Source organism: Escherichia marmotae (assembly GCF_002900365.1).
In the GTDB taxonomy this organism is placed as follows: Bacteria; Pseudomonadota; Gammaproteobacteria; order Enterobacterales; family Enterobacteriaceae; genus Escherichia; species Escherichia marmotae.
On the sequence record NZ_CP025979.1, the window covers coordinates 1,645,987 to 1,662,279 of the forward strand.

General features: G+C 50.8%; 15 protein-coding genes and 6 tRNA genes. 9 read left to right on the plus strand and 12 right to left on the minus strand.

Annotation, left to right across the window (positions count from 1 at the left end; genetic code table 11):
• Positions 1-24: 24 nt before the first annotated feature.
• The 7 genes from modE to gpmA all read left to right on the plus strand — a co-directional run bounded on the left by modE (position 25) and on the right by gpmA (position 7,827).
• The gene (gene modE / locus C1192_RS08535; RefSeq protein ID WP_038355589.1) at positions 25-813 is read left to right on the plus strand and encodes a molybdenum-dependent transcriptional regulator; all 789 of its coding nucleotides are present in this window, start codon (positions 25-27) and stop codon (positions 811-813) included.
• 67 nt (positions 814-880) lie between these two features.
• Positions 881-2,353 carry a molybdate ABC transporter ATP-binding protein ModF gene (gene modF / locus C1192_RS08540; RefSeq protein WP_038355588.1) on the plus strand — a complete coding sequence of 491 codons (1,473 nt, stop codon included), beginning with the start codon at positions 881-883 and terminating at the stop codon, positions 2,351-2,353.
• Between the two features lie 260 nt (positions 2,354-2,613).
• The gene (gene galE / locus C1192_RS08545) at positions 2,614-3,630 is read left to right on the plus strand and encodes a UDP-glucose 4-epimerase GalE (RefSeq protein ID WP_001265440.1); all 1,017 of its coding nucleotides are present in this window, start codon (positions 2,614-2,616) and stop codon (positions 3,628-3,630) included.
• A 9-nt stretch (positions 3,631-3,639) separates the two neighbouring features.
• Complete coding sequence (gene galT / locus C1192_RS08550; RefSeq protein WP_000191515.1) at positions 3,640-4,686, plus strand: galactose-1-phosphate uridylyltransferase; 1,047 nt, start codon at positions 3,640-3,642, stop codon at positions 4,684-4,686.
• Positions 4,687-4,689: 3 nt separating this feature from the next.
• Positions 4,690-5,838, plus strand: coding sequence for a galactokinase (galK, locus tag C1192_RS08555; protein ID WP_001516014.1), 1,149 nt, complete (start codon positions 4,690-4,692; stop codon positions 5,836-5,838).
• Positions 5,832-6,872, plus strand: coding sequence for a galactose-1-epimerase (galM, locus tag C1192_RS08560; protein ID WP_000931379.1), 1,041 nt, complete (start codon positions 5,832-5,834; stop codon positions 6,870-6,872). The genes galK and galM overlap by 7 nt, the downstream gene beginning before the upstream one ends.
• A gap of 202 nt (positions 6,873-7,074) precedes the next feature.
• On the plus strand, positions 7,075-7,827 hold the full coding sequence (gene gpmA, locus C1192_RS08565; RefSeq protein WP_001295305.1) for a 2,3-diphosphoglycerate-dependent phosphoglycerate mutase: 753 nt from the start codon (positions 7,075-7,077) through the stop codon (positions 7,825-7,827).
• Between the two features lie 172 nt (positions 7,828-7,999).
• Here the strand turns inward: gpmA and aroG are convergent, their stop codons facing one another.
• Positions 8,000-9,052: a 3-deoxy-7-phosphoheptulonate synthase AroG gene (gene aroG / locus C1192_RS08570; protein ID WP_001109190.1), complete on the minus strand. Its 1,053-nt coding sequence runs from the start codon at positions 9,050-9,052 to the stop codon at positions 8,000-8,002.
• Positions 9,053-9,367: 315 nt separating this feature from the next.
• Here aroG and C1192_RS08580 point away from each other — a divergent pair, with 315 nt between their 5' ends.
• Both C1192_RS08580 and zitB read left to right on the plus strand, forming a co-directional pair.
• Positions 9,368-9,748, plus strand: a complete 381-nt coding sequence (locus C1192_RS08580; protein ID WP_038355587.1) for a YbgS-like family protein — start codon at positions 9,368-9,370, stop codon at positions 9,746-9,748.
• Between the two features lie 113 nt (positions 9,749-9,861).
• Positions 9,862-10,797, plus strand: a complete 936-nt coding sequence (gene zitB / locus C1192_RS08585) for a CDF family zinc transporter ZitB (protein ID WP_038355586.1) — start codon at positions 9,862-9,864, stop codon at positions 10,795-10,797.
• On the opposite strand, the gene pnuC is transcribed toward zitB, so the two are convergent.
• The 11 genes from pnuC to tolB form a co-directional block, all read right to left on the minus strand.
• Positions 10,794-11,513, minus strand: a complete 720-nt coding sequence (gene pnuC, locus C1192_RS08590; RefSeq protein ID WP_038355585.1) for a nicotinamide riboside transporter PnuC — start codon at positions 11,511-11,513, stop codon at positions 10,794-10,796. The two genes, zitB and pnuC, sit on opposite strands and share 4 nt — an antisense overlap.
• A gap of 37 nt (positions 11,514-11,550) precedes the next feature.
• Entirely contained in the window at positions 11,551-12,594 is a 1,044-nt protein-coding gene (gene nadA, locus C1192_RS08595) for a quinolinate synthase NadA (RefSeq protein WP_038355584.1), read from the minus strand.
• A gap of 265 nt (positions 12,595-12,859) precedes the next feature.
• A tRNA-Lys gene (locus C1192_RS08600) sits at positions 12,860-12,935 on the minus strand.
• 33 nt (positions 12,936-12,968) lie between these two features.
• A tRNA-Lys gene (locus tag C1192_RS08605) sits at positions 12,969-13,044 on the minus strand.
• A gap of 3 nt (positions 13,045-13,047) precedes the next feature.
• Positions 13,048-13,123 (minus strand) — tRNA-Val (locus tag C1192_RS08610).
• 51 nt (positions 13,124-13,174) lie between these two features.
• Positions 13,175-13,250, minus strand: a tRNA-Lys gene (locus C1192_RS08615).
• A gap of 2 nt (positions 13,251-13,252) precedes the next feature.
• Positions 13,253-13,328, minus strand: a tRNA-Val gene (locus tag C1192_RS08620).
• 35 nt (positions 13,329-13,363) lie between these two features.
• A tRNA-Lys gene (locus tag C1192_RS08625) sits at positions 13,364-13,439 on the minus strand.
• A gap of 164 nt (positions 13,440-13,603) precedes the next feature.
• A complete protein-coding gene (gene cpoB / locus C1192_RS08630; RefSeq protein WP_000097584.1) occupies positions 13,604-14,392 on the minus strand; it encodes a cell division protein CpoB in 789 nt (262 codons plus the stop codon).
• A 9-nt stretch (positions 14,393-14,401) separates the two neighbouring features.
• Positions 14,402-14,923, minus strand: a complete 522-nt coding sequence (gene pal, locus C1192_RS08635; RefSeq protein ID WP_001295306.1) for a peptidoglycan-associated lipoprotein Pal — start codon at positions 14,921-14,923, stop codon at positions 14,402-14,404.
• Positions 14,924-14,957: 34 nt separating this feature from the next.
• Positions 14,958-16,250, minus strand: a complete 1,293-nt coding sequence (gene tolB, locus C1192_RS08640) for a Tol-Pal system beta propeller repeat protein TolB (RefSeq protein ID WP_010352214.1) — start codon at positions 16,248-16,250, stop codon at positions 14,958-14,960.
• Positions 16,251-16,293 lie beyond the last annotated feature (43 nt).

Consider the following 16,293-nt stretch of genomic DNA (forward strand, 5'->3'; position numbering starts at 1 on the left):
TAAGACTTTTGCCAGGACATTGTTATGCAGGCCGAAATCCTTCTCACTCTTAAGCTTCAACAAAAGCTCTTTGCCGACCCACGCCGCATTTCGCTACTAAAGCACATCGCGCTTTCCGGTTCCATCAGCCAGGGGGCAAAAGATGCCGGTATCAGCTATAAAAGCGCCTGGGATGCCATTAACGAGATGAATCAGTTAAGTGAGCATACGCTGGTTGAGCGTGCAACGGGTGGAAAAGGCGGCGGCGGTGCGGTACTGACCCGCTATGGTCAGCGGCTGATTCAGCTTTACGATCTTCTCGCCCAGATCCAGCAAAAAGCCTTTGATGTGTTAAGTGACGATGACGCCCTGCCGCTGAACAGCCTGCTGGCAGCTATCTCACGTTTCTCACTGCAAACCAGCGCCCGTAACCAATGGTTCGGCACCATCACCGCACGCGATCATGATGACGTTCAACAGCATGTTGATGTCTTACTGGCCGACGGCAAAACACGGTTAAAAGTCGCAATTACCGCGCAAAGTGGCGCGCGTCTGGGGCTGGATGAAGGCAAAGAAGTGTTGATTCTGCTGAAAGCGCCGTGGGTGAACATTACCCAGGATGACACGGTGGCCCAGGGTGCCGACAACCAATTACCGGGTATTATTAGTCATATTGAGCGCGGCGCGGAACAGTGCGAAGTATTAATGGCGTTACCAGACGGGCAAACCCTGTGCGCCACGGTGCCGGTAAATGAAGCCGCATCTTTTAAGCAAGGGCAAAATGTCACGGCTTACTTTAACGCCGACAGTGTGATTATCGCCACGCTGTGTTAAGCGTGTTGACAATTTGTTATGAAACACGTATCCCTGTCAGTAATCGCTGCACAAAATGGGATACAAAATGTCATCGTTGCAAATTTTGCAAGGCACGTTTCGTCTTAGCGACACAAAAACGCTGCAATTGCATCAGCTAAATTTAAACGCGGGTGATAGTTGGGCGTTTGTCGGTTCTAACGGTAGCGGGAAGTCGGCGCTGGCTCGCGCGCTGGCAGGTGAACTTCCGCTATTGAAAGGCGAACGGCAAAGCCAGTTTTCCCACATCACTCGTCTCTCCTTCGAGCAATTGCAAAAGCTCGTCAGCGATGAATGGCTGCGTAATAACACCGATATGCTCAGCCCTGGCGAAGATGACACCGGGCGCACCACGGCAGAGATCATTCAGGATGAAGTTAAGGATACTCAGCGTTGCGCTCAACTGGCGCAACAGTTCAGCATTACCGCTCTCCTCGACCGACGTTTTAAATATCTTTCTACTGGCGAAACGCGCAAAACCCTTTTGTGTCAGGCGCTGATGTCGGAGCCTGACTTGCTGATTTTAGATGAACCGTTCGATGGTCTTGATGTTGCCTCACGTCAGCAACTGGCAGAACTACTCGCTTCGTTACATCAGTCAGGGATTACTCTGGTATTGGTACTCAATCGCTTCGATGAGATCCCGGAATTTGTCCAGTTTGCCGGTGTGCTGGCGGATTGCACATTAACGGAAACTGGCGCTAAAGAGGAACTGCTCCGGCAGGCTCTCGTCGCCCAACTGGCACACAGTGAGCGGCTTGATGGCGTGCATCTACCAGAGCCGGATGAGCCTTCAGCACGTCACACCTTACCCGCCAGCGAACCACGAATTGTACTAAGCAACGGCGTGGTTTCTTATAACGATCGCCCTATTCTTAACAACCTTAGCTGGCAGGTGAATCCTGGCGAACACTGGCAAATTGTCGGGCCAAATGGCGCGGGAAAATCGACGTTATTAAGCCTGATTACTGGCGATCATCCGCAAGGTTACAGCAACGATTTGACGCTTTTCGGACGGCGTCGCGGCAGCGGTGAAACCATCTGGGATATCAAAAAACATATCGGTTACGTCAGCAGTAGTTTGCATCTGGATTACCGCGTCAGTACTACCGTGCGCAACGTGATCCTTTCTGGTTATTTTGATTCCATTGGCATTTATCAGGCCGTTTCAGATCGCCAGAAAAAACTGGTGCAACAGTGGCTGGATATTCTCGGCATTGATAAACGCACCGCTGACGCGCCCTTCCATAGTCTTTCCTGGGGACAGCAGCGTCTGGCGTTAATCGTGCGGGCGTTGGTGAAGCATCCTACATTGCTTATTCTCGATGAACCTTTACAAGGGCTTGACCCGCTGAATCGCCAGCTTATCCGCCGTTTTGTGGATATACTGATTAGCGAAGGTGAAACGCAGTTGTTGTTTGTTTCGCACCACGCTGAAGATGCACCAGCCTGTATTACCCATCGGCTGGAGTTCGTGCCGGATGGCAACCTCTATCGCTATGCGCTGACAAAAATAAGCTAAGTCTGTAATGCTGACTGTGCCGGATGCGGCGTAAACGCCTAATCCGGCCTACGGTTAGACACATCCAGGCATGAAAACACCTCTTTTTTCAGATAAAAGACGCAATCATTCACCAACTCTCTGTTTTATAATCGCTTAATCGCACATAAAAGATGGCTAAATTCTTGTGTAAACGATTCCACTAATTTATTCCATGTCACACTTTTCGCATCTTTGTTATGCTATGGTTATTTCATACCATAAGCCTGATGGAGCGAATTATGAGAGTTCTGGTTACCGGTGGTAGCGGTTACATTGGAAGTCATACCTGTGTGCAATTACTGCAAAACGGTCATGATGTCATCATTCTTGATAACCTCTGTAACAGTAAGCGCAGCGTACTGCCTGTTATCGAGCGTTTAGGCGGCAAACATCCGACATTTGTTGAAGGCGATATTCGCAACGAAGCGTTGATGACCGAGATCCTGCACGATCACGCTATCGATACCGTGATCCACTTCGCCGGGCTGAAAGCCGTTGGCGAGTCGGTACAAAAACCGCTGGAATATTACGATAACAACGTCAATGGCACCCTGCGTCTGATTAGCGCCATGCGCGCCGCGAACGTCAAAAACTTTATCTTCAGCTCCTCCGCCACCGTCTATGGCGATCAACCCAAAATTCCTTACGTTGAGAGCTTCCCGACCGGCACACCGCAAAGCCCTTACGGCAAAAGCAAGCTGATGGTGGAACAGATCCTTACCGACCTGCAAAAAGCCCAGCCGGACTGGAGCATTGCTCTGCTGCGCTACTTCAACCCGGTTGGTGCGCATCCGTCGGGCGATATGGGCGAAGATCCGCAAGGTATTCCGAATAACCTGATGCCATATATCGCCCAGGTTGCTGTAGGCCGTCGCGACTCTCTGGCTATTTTTGGTAACGATTATCCGACCGAAGATGGCACTGGTGTTCGCGATTACATCCACGTAATGGATCTGGCGGACGGTCACGTCGTGGCGATGGAAAAACTGGCGAACAAGCCAGGCGTACACATCTACAACCTCGGTGCAGGCGTAGGCAGCAGCGTGCTGGACGTGGTTAATGCCTTCAGTAAAGCCTGCGGCAAGCCGGTTAACTATCATTTTGCACCGCGCCGTGCGGGCGACCTCCCGGCCTACTGGGCGGATGCCAGCAAAGCCGACCGCGAACTGAACTGGCGCGTAACGCGCACACTCGATGAAATGGCGCAGGACACCTGGCACTGGCAGTCACGCCATCCACAGGGATATCCCGATTAAGGAACGACCATGACGCAATTTAATCCCGTTGATCATCCACATCGCCGCTATAACCCGCTCACCGGGCAATGGATTCTGGTTTCACCGCATCGCGCAAAGCGCCCCTGGCAGGGGGCGCAGGAAACGCCAGCTAAACAGGTGTTGCCTGCGCACGATCCTGATTGCTTCCTCTGCGCAGGTAATGTGCGGGTTACAGGCGATAAAAACCCCGATTACACCGGGACTTACGTTTTCACCAATGACTTTGCGGCATTGATGTCTGACACGCCAGATGCACCAGAAAGCAACGATCCGCTGATGCGTTGCCAGAGCGCACGTGGCACCAGCCGGGTGATCTGCTTTTCACCGGATCACAGTAAAACGCTGCCAGAGTTAAGCGTTGCCGCGTTGACGGAAATCGTCAAAACCTGGCAGGAACAAACCGCAGAGCTGGGAAAAACGTACCCGTGGGTGCAGGTGTTTGAAAACAAAGGGGCGGCAATGGGCTGCTCGAACCCGCATCCGCACGGACAGATTTGGGCAAATAGCTTCCTGCCTAACGAAGCTGAGCGCGAAGACCGCCTGCAAAAAGAATATTTCGCCCAACAGAAATCCCCCATGCTGGTGGATTATGTCCAGCGTGAACTGGCTGATGGTAGCCGTACCGTTGTTGAAACCGAACACTGGTTAGCCGTGGTGCCTTACTGGGCTGCCTGGCCGTTCGAAACGTTGCTGCTGCCCAAAGCCCATGTTCTGCGGATCACCGATTTGACCGACGCCCAGCGCAGCGATCTGGCACTGGCGTTGAAAAAGCTGACCAGTCGTTATGACAATCTTTTCCAGTGCTCCTTCCCTTACTCGATGGGCTGGCACGGTGCGCCGTTTAATGGCGAAGAGAACCAACACTGGCAGTTGCACGCGCACTTTTATCCACCTCTGTTACGCTCTGCCACCGTGCGTAAATTTATGGTCGGTTATGAAATGCTGGCAGAAACCCAGCGAGACCTGACAGCAGAACAGGCAGCAGAGCGTTTGCGTGCAGTCAGCGATATCCATTTTCGCGAATCCGGAGTGTAAGAAATGAGTCTGAAAGAAAAAACACAATCTCTGTTTGCCAACGCATTTGGCTACCCTGCCACTCATACCATTCAGGCGCCTGGCCGCGTGAATCTAATTGGCGAACACACCGACTACAACGATGGTTTTGTTCTGCCCTGCGCGATTGATTATCAAACGGTAATTAGCTGTGCGCCGCGTGATGATCGCAAAGTACGCGTTATGGCTGCCGATTATGAAAATCAGATTGACGAGTTTTCCCTTGATGCGCCCATTGTCGCGCATGACAGCTACCAATGGGCCAACTATGTCCGTGGCGTGGTGAAACATCTGCAACTGCGCAATAACAGCTTTGGTGGCGTGGACATGGTGATCAGCGGCAACGTGCCGCAGGGTGCCGGGTTAAGTTCTTCCGCTTCGCTGGAAGTCGCAGTCGGTACTGTATTGCAACAGCTTTACCATCTGCCGCTGGACGGCGCACAAATCGCGCTTAACGGTCAGGAAGCTGAAAACCAGTTTGTGGGCTGTAACTGCGGGATCATGGATCAGTTGATTTCCGCTCTGGGCAAGAAAGATCATGCATTATTGCTCGACTGCCGCTCACTGGGGACTAAAGCTGTTTCCATGCCGAAAGGTGTGGCGGTGGTGATTATCAACAGTAACTTCAAACGCACTCTGGTCGGCAGCGAATACAACACCCGCCGTGAACAGTGTGAAACCGGTGCGCGTTTCTTCCAACAGCCAGCCCTGCGCGATGTCACCATTGAAGAGTTCAACGCCGTAGCGCATGAACTGGATCCGATCGTCGCAAAACGCGTGCGTCACGTTCTGACCGAAAACGCCCGTACCGTTGAAGCTGCCAACGCGCTGGAGCAAGGCGACCTGAAACGTATGGGTGAGTTGATGGCGGAGTCTCATGCCTCTATGCGCGATGACTTCGAAATCACCGTACCGCAAATTGATACCCTGGTAGAAATCGTAAAAGCAGTGATTGGCGACAAAGGGGGCGTGCGCATGACCGGTGGTGGGTTTGGCGGCTGTATTGTTGCGCTGATCCCGGAAGAACTGGTGCCTGCAGTACAGCACGCTGTTGCTGAACAATATGAAGCAAAAACAGGCATTAAAGAGACTTTTTACGTGTGTAAACCATCACAAGGAGCAGGACAGTGCTGAATGAAACTCCCGCACTGGCACCCGATGGTCAGCCGTACCGACTGTTAACTTTGCGTAACAACGCAGGGATGGTAGTCACGCTGATGGACTGGGGTGCAACTTTACTTTCCGCCCGTATTCCGCTTTCCGATGGCAGCGTCCGCGAGGCGCTGCTCGGCTGTGCCAGCCCGGAATGCTATCAGGATCAGGCCGCATTTCTGGGGGCCTCTATTGGTCGCTATGCCAACCGTATCGCCAATAGCCGTTATACCTTTGACGACGAAACTGTAACGCTGTTGCCAAGTCAGGGTGTCAACCAGCTACACGGCGGCCCGGAAGGATTCGATAAACGTCGCTGGCAGATTGTAAATCAGAACGATCGTCAGGTGCTGTTTGCCCTGACTTCAGAAGATGGCGATCAGGGCTTTCCGGGTAATCTCGGCGCGACGGTGCAGTATCGTCTGACCGATGATAACCGTATCTCTATCACCTATCGCGCCACGGTTGATAAACCTTGCCCGGTGAATATGACTAACCACGTCTATTTCAACCTCGACGGTGAACAGTCTGACGTGCGTAATCACAAGCTGCAGATTCTGGCTGACGAATATCTGCCGGTAGATGAAAGCGGTATTCCGCACGACGGACTGAAATCTGTTGCCGGTACGTCTTTTGATTTCCGCAGCGCCAAAATCATCGCCAGTGAGTTTCTTGCCGACGAAGATCAGCGCAAAGTGAAAGGTTACGATCACGCGTTCTTGTTGCAGGCCAAAGGCGATGGCAAGAAAGTGGCAGCGCATGTCTGGTCAGCAGATGAGAAATTGCAGCTTAAGGTCTACACCACCGCTCCGGCTTTGCAATTTTACTCCGGCAACTTCCTTGGTGGCACACCCTCACGGGGAACAGAACCTTACGCCGACTGGCAAGGTCTGGCGCTGGAAAGCGAGTTTTTGCCGGACAGCCCGAACCATCCTGAATGGCCGCAGCCGGACTGTTTCTTACGCCCAGGCGAAGAGTATTCCAGCCAGACGGAATATCAGTTTATTGCACAGTGACTTCAAGCCCTCAATATGAGGGCTTTCTCATCGTATCGTTCATCTTGCCAGCAAATGAAGACATATTTGCAACTCAATATTCACAACAACCTTACACTGCGACACTATTTTCGCTATGGTTATGCGTAAGCATTGCTGTTGTTATCCCACGGCAATATAATGAGAATTATTATCATTAAATAATGATTTGAGGAGTAAGTATATGGCTGTAACTAAGCTGGTTCTGGTTCGTCATGGCGAAAGCCAGTGGAATAAAGAAAACCGTTTCACCGGTTGGTACGACGTGGATCTGTCTGAGAAAGGCGTAAGCGAAGCAAAAGCAGCAGGCAAGCTGCTGAAAGAGGAAGGTTACAGCTTTGACTTTGCTTACACCTCTGTGCTGAAGCGCGCTATCCATACTCTGTGGAATGTGCTGGACGAACTGGATCAGGCATGGCTGCCCGTTGAGAAATCCTGGAAACTGAACGAACGTCACTACGGTGCGTTGCAGGGTCTGAACAAAGCGGAAACCGCTGAAAAATATGGCGACGAGCAGGTGAAACAGTGGCGTCGTGGTTTTGCGGTAACTCCGCCGGAACTGACTAAAGATGATGAGCGTTATCCGGGCCACGATCCGCGTTACGCTAAACTGAGCGAAAAAGAGCTGCCGCTGACGGAAAGCCTGGCGCTGACCATTGACCGCGTGATCCCTTACTGGAATGAAACCATTCTGCCACGCATGAAGAGCGGTGAGCGCGTGATCATCGCGGCACATGGTAACTCCCTGCGTGCGCTGGTGAAATATCTCGATAACATGAGTGAAGAAGAGATCCTTGAGCTGAATATCCCGACTGGCGTACCGCTGGTGTATGAGTTTGACGAAAACTTCAAACCTCTGAAACGTTATTACCTGGGTAATGCTGACGAGATCGCGGCGAAAGCAGCGGCCGTTGCGAACCAGGGTAAAGCAAAGTAAGCGTAATCCGTTGAAAAAATGAGAAAGCCGACTGCAAGTGAGTCGGCTTTTTTTGTTTTTGCACAAGGCGTACGTAACTGACAACGGAGCACATTGCCTGATGCGACGCTACGCGTCTTATCAGGCCTACAAACGTACAGTCATGGCAATTCGCAGGTCGGGACTATAAACCTTATCCGCGACGTGCTTTTACGGCGTTCGCCAGTTGACGTAACAGAGAGTCGGTATCTTCCCAGCCAATGCAGGCATCGGTGATGCTCTTGCCATAGGCCAGCGGCTCACCGCTTTCCAGACTCTGGTTCCCTTCAACCAGGTGACTTTCCACCATCACGCCAATAATGGCATTTTCACCACCGGCAATCTGCTGGCAAACGTCAGCGCAAACTTCCATCTGCTTTTTGAATTGTTTGGACGAATTTGCATGGCTGAAATCAATCATCACCTGCGCCGGTAAACCCGCTTTTTTCAGCCCTTCTTTCACTTCAGCAACGTGTTTCGCACTGTAGTTAGGCTCTTTACCGCCGCGCAGAATGATATGGCAATCGCCGTTACCGCTGGTATTCACAATTGCCGAATGACCCCATTTGGTCACTGACAGGAAGCAGTGCGGCGCACCAGCAGCATTAATGGCATCAATAGCCACTTTAATCGTGCCATCGGTGCCATTTTTGAATCCTACCGGGCAAGAAAGACCAGACGCCAGTTCACGGTGAACCTGCGATTCGGTTGTACGTGCGCCAATTGCGCCCCAACTCATCAGGTCGGCCAGATACTGCGGGGTGATCATATCGAGAAACTCACCTGCTGCTGGCAGGCCACTATCGTTAATGTCGAGCAGCAATTTACGAGCAATGCGCAAACCGTCGTTGATCTGGAAACTGTTATCCATATGCGGATCGTTGATCAACCCTTTCCAACCCACTGTCGTACGCGGCTTTTCAAAATAGACACGCATGACGATTTCCAGCTCGTCTTTCAGCTCTTCACGCAGCGCCAGCAAGCGGGTTGCATACTCTTTAGCGGCTACAGGATCATGAATCGAACAAGGGCCAATCACCACTAACAGGCGATCATCATTACCTTTCAGGATCTTGTGGATCGCTTTACGGGCATGGGCAACCGTATTCGCGGCATTTTCGGTAGCGGGGAATTTTTCCAGCAATGCGACAGGCGGAAGTAACTCTTTGATTTCTTTGATGCGTAAATCGTCGTTCTGATAATTCATGTCTGTTCCAGTGTTGCCATACTTAATTTAGTGAATGCAATAGTTCCAATCTATATCTTCCGTCAGAATGTGTAAACGGGGTTTTACACTATGAACGGAATAATCCTGGAATTAGCAAGAAAAACGCCAGATTGTCGCGAAAAACGAGATCTCACCTACAATTTCTAACTGTAACTTCTTTGTTTATTAATTTTTTCAAGATTCTCTGCTGGATTTATTCTTCTGGCTGAAATCTTAAACCATTGCCTGACAATCACCTGCAAATGCACTGTTGGAAGAGGTTATCCGACATAACGACCATAACAGGAGCATCGTATGAAAATGACAAAACTGGCCACTCTATTTCTGACTGCCACTCTTAGTCTTGCCAGCGGAGCTGCACTGGCTGCCGATAGCGGCGCGCAAACTAATAACGGCCAGGCAAACGCTGCGGCTGATGCGGGCCAGGTTGCCCCAGATGCCCGTGAAAATGTCACGCCAAATAACGTCGATAATAGCGGGGTTAATAGCAACTCGGGCGGCACCATGCTGCACCCGAACGGTTCATCAATGGATAATGATGGCATGACCAAAGATGAAGAGCACAAAAATACGATGTGCAAAGATGGTCGCTGTCCGGACATCAATAAAAAAGTCCAAACCGGTGATGGCATCAACAATGATGTCGATACCAAAACCGACGGTACAACACAGTAATCCTGCAATAAAGCCAATACAGGGAGAGCGGAGTCTCTCCCTTTTAATTTTTCCCTTCTAAAAGCAGTATGATGTCATAAAGTTAAGTGAGATTAATTAAGGGATGACTCGTCATGGCGCACTCACACACTTCCGCACATCTGCCAGAAGATAATAATGCTCGTCGCTTGTTATATGCTTTCGGCGTTACCGCCGGTTTTATGCTGGTTGAAGTTATTGGCGGCTTTCTTTCCGGTTCTCTGGCATTGCTGGCCGATGCGGGTCATATGCTGACCGATACTGCCGCCCTGCTTTTCGCCCTACTTGCCGTTCAATTTTCCCGTCGTCCCCCCACCTTTCGCCATACTTTCGGCTGGCTTCGATTGACCACCCTCGCGGCGTTTGTAAATGCCATCGCCCTGGTGGTGATTACTATTTTGATTGTCTGGGAGGCGATAGAACGCTTCCGCACGCCACGTCCGGTTGAAGGCGGTATGATGATGACTATTGCCGTGGCTGGATTGCTGGCGAATGTGCTTTCTTTCTGGTTGCTGCATCGTGGCAGTGAAGAGAAAAATCTCAATGTACGCGCGGCAGCGTTGCATGTCCTGGGGGATCTGCTGGGTTCTGTCGGCGCTATCATCGCGGCGTTGATTATTATCTGGACCGGCTGGACGCCTGCTGACCCTATTCTTTCCATTCTCGTTTCACTTCTGGTTCTGCGCAGTGCCTGGCGATTATTGAAAGACAGCGTGAATGAATTACTTGAAGGTGCGCCGGTTTCGCTGGATATCGCTGAACTGAAGCGCCGCATGTGCCGGGAAATCCCGGAAGTGCGCAATGTGCATCATGTACACGTGTGGATGGTGGGCGAGAAGCCAGTAATGACGCTGCATGTGCAGGTGATCCCGCCACACGATCACGACGCATTGTTGGACAAGATCCAACACTATCTGATGGACAACTATCAGATTGAGCACGCCACGATTCAGATGGAATATCAGCCTTGTCATGGGCCGGATTGCCACCTTAATCAAGGGGTTTCCGGCCATTCACATCATCACCATTAATGAGACAGCGCGCGTGAACCTCTTTCGCGTGCGCTGTTTATCCACATCCGGCTGCCGTTCAGGGCAATAAAGGTCAGGATCAGATACTCCAGCGACATGGCATAAACCCCCTGCAAGGCGAAAATCACCACGCTGATCACGTTAATAATGACCCACAGTAACCAGTTTTCGACGTATTTACGTGTCATCAGGATCATTGCCACGATGGAGAGTACCATCATGCAGGAATCCCAGAATGGGAAGGCGTCTGGTTGCAATTCTGGCATAGCCACTTGTAGACCCAACGCTTGCATAATCATTACCGCCACGCGGGTCAGGAACGCAAATACCGGGTTGATAAATACCGTCATCAGACCAATGGCAACGACGCAAACAACCAACCAGGTTAATGCCTTCGGCAGTGGCAGCCAGCGAATTTTCAACTCGGCTTCATGCTGACTGGTTTGTCGCGACCAGGCATACCAGCCATAAATGTTAGCGGCAAAGAAAAATACCTGCAGCAGTAAGCTGGCATACAATTGAATCTGAAAGAAAATAATGCCAAACAAGGTAACGTTGATCAGACCAAAAAAGTAGTTGCTGATCTTCTCCAGGCTGGCAAGACCAATACACAGTAACCCAGCGATCGTCCCTACCGCTTCGATCCATGAGAGATCGTAACCGCCAGCACCGATCGGTATATGAACCAGAATGTTCTGTGTGCTAAAAAAATCCATCTTTCCTCCAATGCGTAGCATGATGCCTTATTGTCAGCTATCCACGTAGTGTAGCCGCAAAATCCAGCATACGGTTGAGCGGCACCAGCGCCCTCTCTCGCAGCTTTTCATCAACATGAACCTCGTGTTTGCTTCCTCCCTGTTCTAATGCCTCTGCGATGGACTGGAGGCCATTCATGGCCATCCACGGGCAATGCGCACAGCTACGGCAGGTTGCACCCTCGCCAGCGGTTGGCGCTTCCAGTAGCTCCTTGTCAGGCACCGCTTGCTGCATTTTGTAGAAGATCCCCCGATCCGTCGCCACAATAAGCCGTTGATGCGGCAATGTTTTCGCAGCATTGATCAACTGACTTGTGGAACCGACCGCACCGGCCATATCGACAATGGCCTGGGGTGACTCCGGATGTACCAGTATGGCAGCGTCAGGGTATTGTTTTTGTAAGCGGGTTAACGCCTGAGTCTTAAACTCATCATGAACGATGCAGGCACCTTGCCAGCATAAGATGTCTGCGCCCGTCTGTTTTTGCACGTAACGCCCCAAATGTTTGTCTGGTGCCCAAATGATTTTTTCCCCCAAACTATCCAGATGATCAATAAGTTCGACGACAATGCTTGAAGTCACCACCCAATCTGCACGCGCTTTTACCGCAGCAGACGTGTTAGCGTAGACGACGACAGTACGATCGGGATGGGCATCACAAAATGCGTTAAATTCTTCAATGGGGCACCCGAGATCCAGTGAACATTCGGCCTTAAGTGTGGGCATCAGAATTGTTTTTTCCGGGCTGAGGATTTTGGCGGTTTCTCCCATAAATCTCACCCCAGCAACTAACAGCGTAGAAGCAGGATGCTTTGCACCAAAGCGCGCCATTTCCAGCGAATCGGAAATGCAGCCGCCGGTTTCCTCCGCCAGTTGTTGGATTTCAGGGCCGGTGTAGTAGTGGGCGACCATAACCGCATTATGTTCTTTTAGCAGGTGTTTTATTTTCTCGCGGTAATACGCTTTTTCATCAATGCTTAACGGCGTCGGCTTTGCTGGGAAAGGATAAATCGCTGCTTCAGGATCAAACATCACGCTCATCTTGCTATCTCGTTTTGCAGACTTAACATTTAAACCGATATGAAGCGTGATATCGCTATTACCGATTTCATTTGTTTTATATGCTAAACAAGATAACCGAATGGCAGGGAAAAGTCACAAGAATTACGTACGTGATATTGGATGCAACGCCTTGCGCTTATCCGACCTACATAAGGTTATTCACTCATCAAGCGTGGGAACTTACGAATTAAAATCGAGGGATGTTAAGATAGCAAAAAGGCACCTTTAGGGTGCCTTTTCACATTGGTGGGTCGTGCAGGATTCGAACCTGCGACCAATTGATTAAAAGTCAACTGCTCTACCAACTGAGCTAACGACCCCTTGCGGGATTATACTGCTTTAATCATTCAGGATGGTGGGTCGTGCAGGATTCGAACCTGCGACCAATTGATTAAAAGTCAACTGCTCTACCAACTGAGCTAACGACCCGAGTGGTGGGTGATGACGGGATCGAACCGCCGACCCCCTCCTTGTAAGGGAGGTGCTCTCCCAGCTGAGCTAATCACCCGATACTGCGCTGGATACTACTAACTGTTTCCACCTAACCCACCATAATTAGTGGTGGGTCGTGCAGGATTCGAACCTGCGACCAATTGATTAAAAGTCAACTGCTCTACCAACTGAGCTAACGACCCGGTGGTGGGTGATGACGGGATCGAACCGCCGACCCCCTCCTTGTAAGGGAGGTGCTCTCCCAGCTGAGCTAATCACCCGATACTACGCTGGATACTACAACTAACTATGCTAGTGGTGGGTCGTGCAGGATTCGAACCTGCGACCAATTGATTAAAAGTCAACTGCTCTACCAACTGAGCTAACGACCCACTTTAGTGTTGCTTTCGGTTTGTTTGATATCCCGTGGCAACGGCGGCATATATTACTGATTTCAGATTTGAGCGCAACAAAAATTTCGATGTAGATCACTCAACTGCTTATGATTCGCACGACACGACCAGAAATAATGCGACTTCTGGTCGCGTGTTATGCATTACATGGCGTTCAGACGTTTTTGTGCCTGTTTGGCGCCATCAGTACCAGGGTACTTACTGATAACCTGTTGGTACACGGCTTTCGCTTTCGCAGTGTCACCTTTGTCCTGCATGATGACGCCGACCTTAAACATCGCATCTGCAGCCTTCGGTGACTTCGGATAGTTTTTCACTACCGAAGCAAAATAGTATGCCGCATCATCTTTCTTACCCTTGTTGTAGTTTAACTGACCCAGCCAATAATTGGCGTTTGGCAGGTAAGTTGAATCAGGATAATTTTTGATGAAATTCTGAAATGCCACCATCGCATCATCCTGGCGGGATTTATCCTGCACCAGTGCAATAGCTGCATTGTAATCAGTGTTTGCATCACCGCTTTTCACCGGCGCGCCAGCACTCGCAGTACCAGCATCAGCCGTTGGCGTTGTTGCCGCCGCCCCGCTTTGCTCAACGCTGGCAGATTGCGTCGCTGCACCACCGCTGCTGAGGCTATCGATCTGCAACAGGATCTGCTTTTGCCGCTCCACGACCTGATTTAGTTGATACTGATTTTCCTGAATTTGACCACGCAGGGAATCAATATCGGACTGATTATCGGAGAGTTGCTGCTGGAGTTGAGTTAAAAGCTGACTGTGAGCATTAGAAATACGCTCAAGTTGAGTGACGCGGTCTTCGACCGAGCCTGAGCCGACACTACTGATTGGTGCCTGAGCAAAAGCGGCCCAGGGGGCCGCTATACCAACCAGTAACGACAGACTCAATAGTTGATGTCTGAAGTTACTGCTCATGCAATTCTCTTAGTAAACCAGTACCGCACGACGGTTTTTGGAGTATGCCGCTTCGTCATGGCCCAGTACTGCAGGTTTTTCTTTACCGTAAGAAACGATGGAGATCTGGTCAGCAGAAACACCTTTACCCTGCAGGTACATCTTAACGGCGTTCGCACGACGTTCACCCAGGGAAATGTTGTATTCCGGAGTACCACGTTCGTCCGCGTGACCTTCTACGGTGACTTTGTAAGACGGGTTGCTACGCAGGAAGTTTGCGTGTGCATCCAGCATTTGAGCGAAATCAGAACGGATATCGTATTTGTCCAGATCGAAGTAAACGATATTGTTCTGCTGTAGCTGTTGCATTTGCAGACGAGCCTGCTCTTCGGAAGACATGTTGCCGTTACCGCCGTTCGCATCCATACCAGTGCCGGCACCCAGCATGCCTTCGCTGCCGTCATTGCTGGCGTTCTTGTTGGAAGAACATGCCGCAATTGCCATAACAGGCAGAGCAATCATCAGCCCTTTCAGCACTTTGTTCAGTTGCATTTCAATGATTCCTTTACTATTCAATTAATTATTATCACAGATACGGCGACCAGGCAGGGAATTTGACCTGTCCATCAGTTGCCGGAAGACGCGCTTTGAAACGCCCATCTGTAGAAACCAAATTCAGCACGGATCCCATCCCCTGAGAAGAGCTGTAGATTACCATAGTGCCGTTAGGTGCCAGACTTGGCGTTTCATCCAGGAACGTTGACGACAGAACTTGTACGCCTCCCGTTACCAGATCTTGTTTGGCAATGTGCTGCTGCCCACCATTGGAGCTGACCATTACCATAAATTTACCGTCGCTGCTGACATCCGCATCCTGGTTCTGCGAACCTTCCCAGGTAATACGTTGTGGCGCACCGCCGTTGATATTCACTTTATAAACCTGCGGACGACCTGCCTGGTCAGAAGTAAATGCCAGGTTCTGGCTGTCCGGGAACCAGGTCGGTTCAGTGTTGTTGCTACGGCCATCAGTCACCTGACGAATCTGACCAGAAGCTAAATCCATTACGTACAGGTTCAGGCTACCCGTTTTAGACAGGGCAAACGCCAGTTTGCTGCCATCCGGTGAGAACGCTGGCGCACCGTTGTGACGCGGGAATGAAGCCACCTGACGCACAGCGCCATTTGCCAGCGTCTGGATAACCAGCGCGGAACGACCGCTTTCGAAGGTGACATATGCCAGTTTAGAACCGTCTGGTGACCACGCCGGAGACATCAGCGGCTGCGGAGAACGGTGAACCACAAACTGGTTGTAGCCATCGTAGTCAGATACGCGCAATTCGTACGGGAACTGACCACCGTTGGTCTGAACAACGTAGGCAATACGAGTACGGAACGCACCCTTAATGCCGGTCAGTTTTTCAAACACTTCGTCACTGGCGGTATGGCCAGCATAACGCAGCCATTGCTTGTTAACTTTATATGAGTTCTGAGCAAGTACAGTACCCGGAGCACCACCGGTATCAACTAGCTGATAAGCAACATTGTAAGAGCCGTCCGGGTTCGGAGTGACCTGACCTACAACCACAGCGTCAATACCCAGTGCAGACCATGCTGCGGGTTGAACTTCCTGCGCGCTACCCGGCTGCTGTGGCAGACGAGCGCGATCTAACGGGTTAAATTTACCGCTGTTACGCAAGTCAGCAGCAACGATGCCGCCAATATCTTCAGGTGCCGCACCAGGCCCTGCCCACTGGAAAGGAACGACACCAATAGGACGACCGGAATCTACACCACTGTCGATCACAATGCGGACTTCAGCGTGCAGAACTGACGCCCACAGTATGAGAAAACCAAATGCTACTCGTAATGCCTGCTTCATCATATCTCCCTTATCCGGACAGATAGTCCACGATAATTTAGCA

Excerpts from the sequence above, each read along its gene's own strand:
- modE (WP_038355589.1), top strand. The coding sequence starts at position 25 with ATGCAGGCCGAAATCCTTCTCACTCTTAAGCTTCAACAAAAGCTCTTT.
- modF (WP_038355588.1), top strand. The coding sequence starts at position 881 with ATGTCATCGTTGCAAATTTTGCAAGGCACGTTTCGTCTTAGCGACACA.
- galE (WP_001265440.1), top strand. The coding sequence starts at position 2,614 with ATGAGAGTTCTGGTTACCGGTGGTAGCGGTTACATTGGAAGTCATACC.
- galT (WP_000191515.1), top strand. The coding sequence starts at position 3,640 with ATGACGCAATTTAATCCCGTTGATCATCCACATCGCCGCTATAACCCG.
- galK (WP_001516014.1), top strand. The coding sequence starts at position 4,690 with ATGAGTCTGAAAGAAAAAACACAATCTCTGTTTGCCAACGCATTTGGC.
- gpmA (WP_001295305.1), top strand. The coding sequence starts at position 7,075 with ATGGCTGTAACTAAGCTGGTTCTGGTTCGTCATGGCGAAAGCCAGTGG.
- aroG (WP_001109190.1), bottom strand. The coding sequence starts at position 9,052 with ATGAATTATCAGAACGACGATTTACGCATCAAAGAAATCAAAGAGTTA.
- C1192_RS08580 (WP_038355587.1), top strand. The coding sequence starts at position 9,368 with ATGAAAATGACAAAACTGGCCACTCTATTTCTGACTGCCACTCTTAGT.
- zitB (WP_038355586.1), top strand. The coding sequence starts at position 9,862 with ATGGCGCACTCACACACTTCCGCACATCTGCCAGAAGATAATAATGCT.
- pnuC (WP_038355585.1), bottom strand. The coding sequence starts at position 11,513 with ATGGATTTTTTTAGCACACAGAACATTCTGGTTCATATACCGATCGGT.
- nadA (WP_038355584.1), bottom strand. The coding sequence starts at position 12,594 with ATGAGCGTGATGTTTGATCCTGAAGCAGCGATTTATCCTTTCCCAGCA.
- cpoB (WP_000097584.1), bottom strand. The coding sequence starts at position 14,392 with ATGAGCAGTAACTTCAGACATCAACTATTGAGTCTGTCGTTACTGGTT.
- pal (WP_001295306.1), bottom strand. The coding sequence starts at position 14,923 with ATGCAACTGAACAAAGTGCTGAAAGGGCTGATGATTGCTCTGCCTGTT.
- tolB (WP_010352214.1), bottom strand. The coding sequence starts at position 16,250 with ATGAAGCAGGCATTACGAGTAGCATTTGGTTTTCTCATACTGTGGGCG.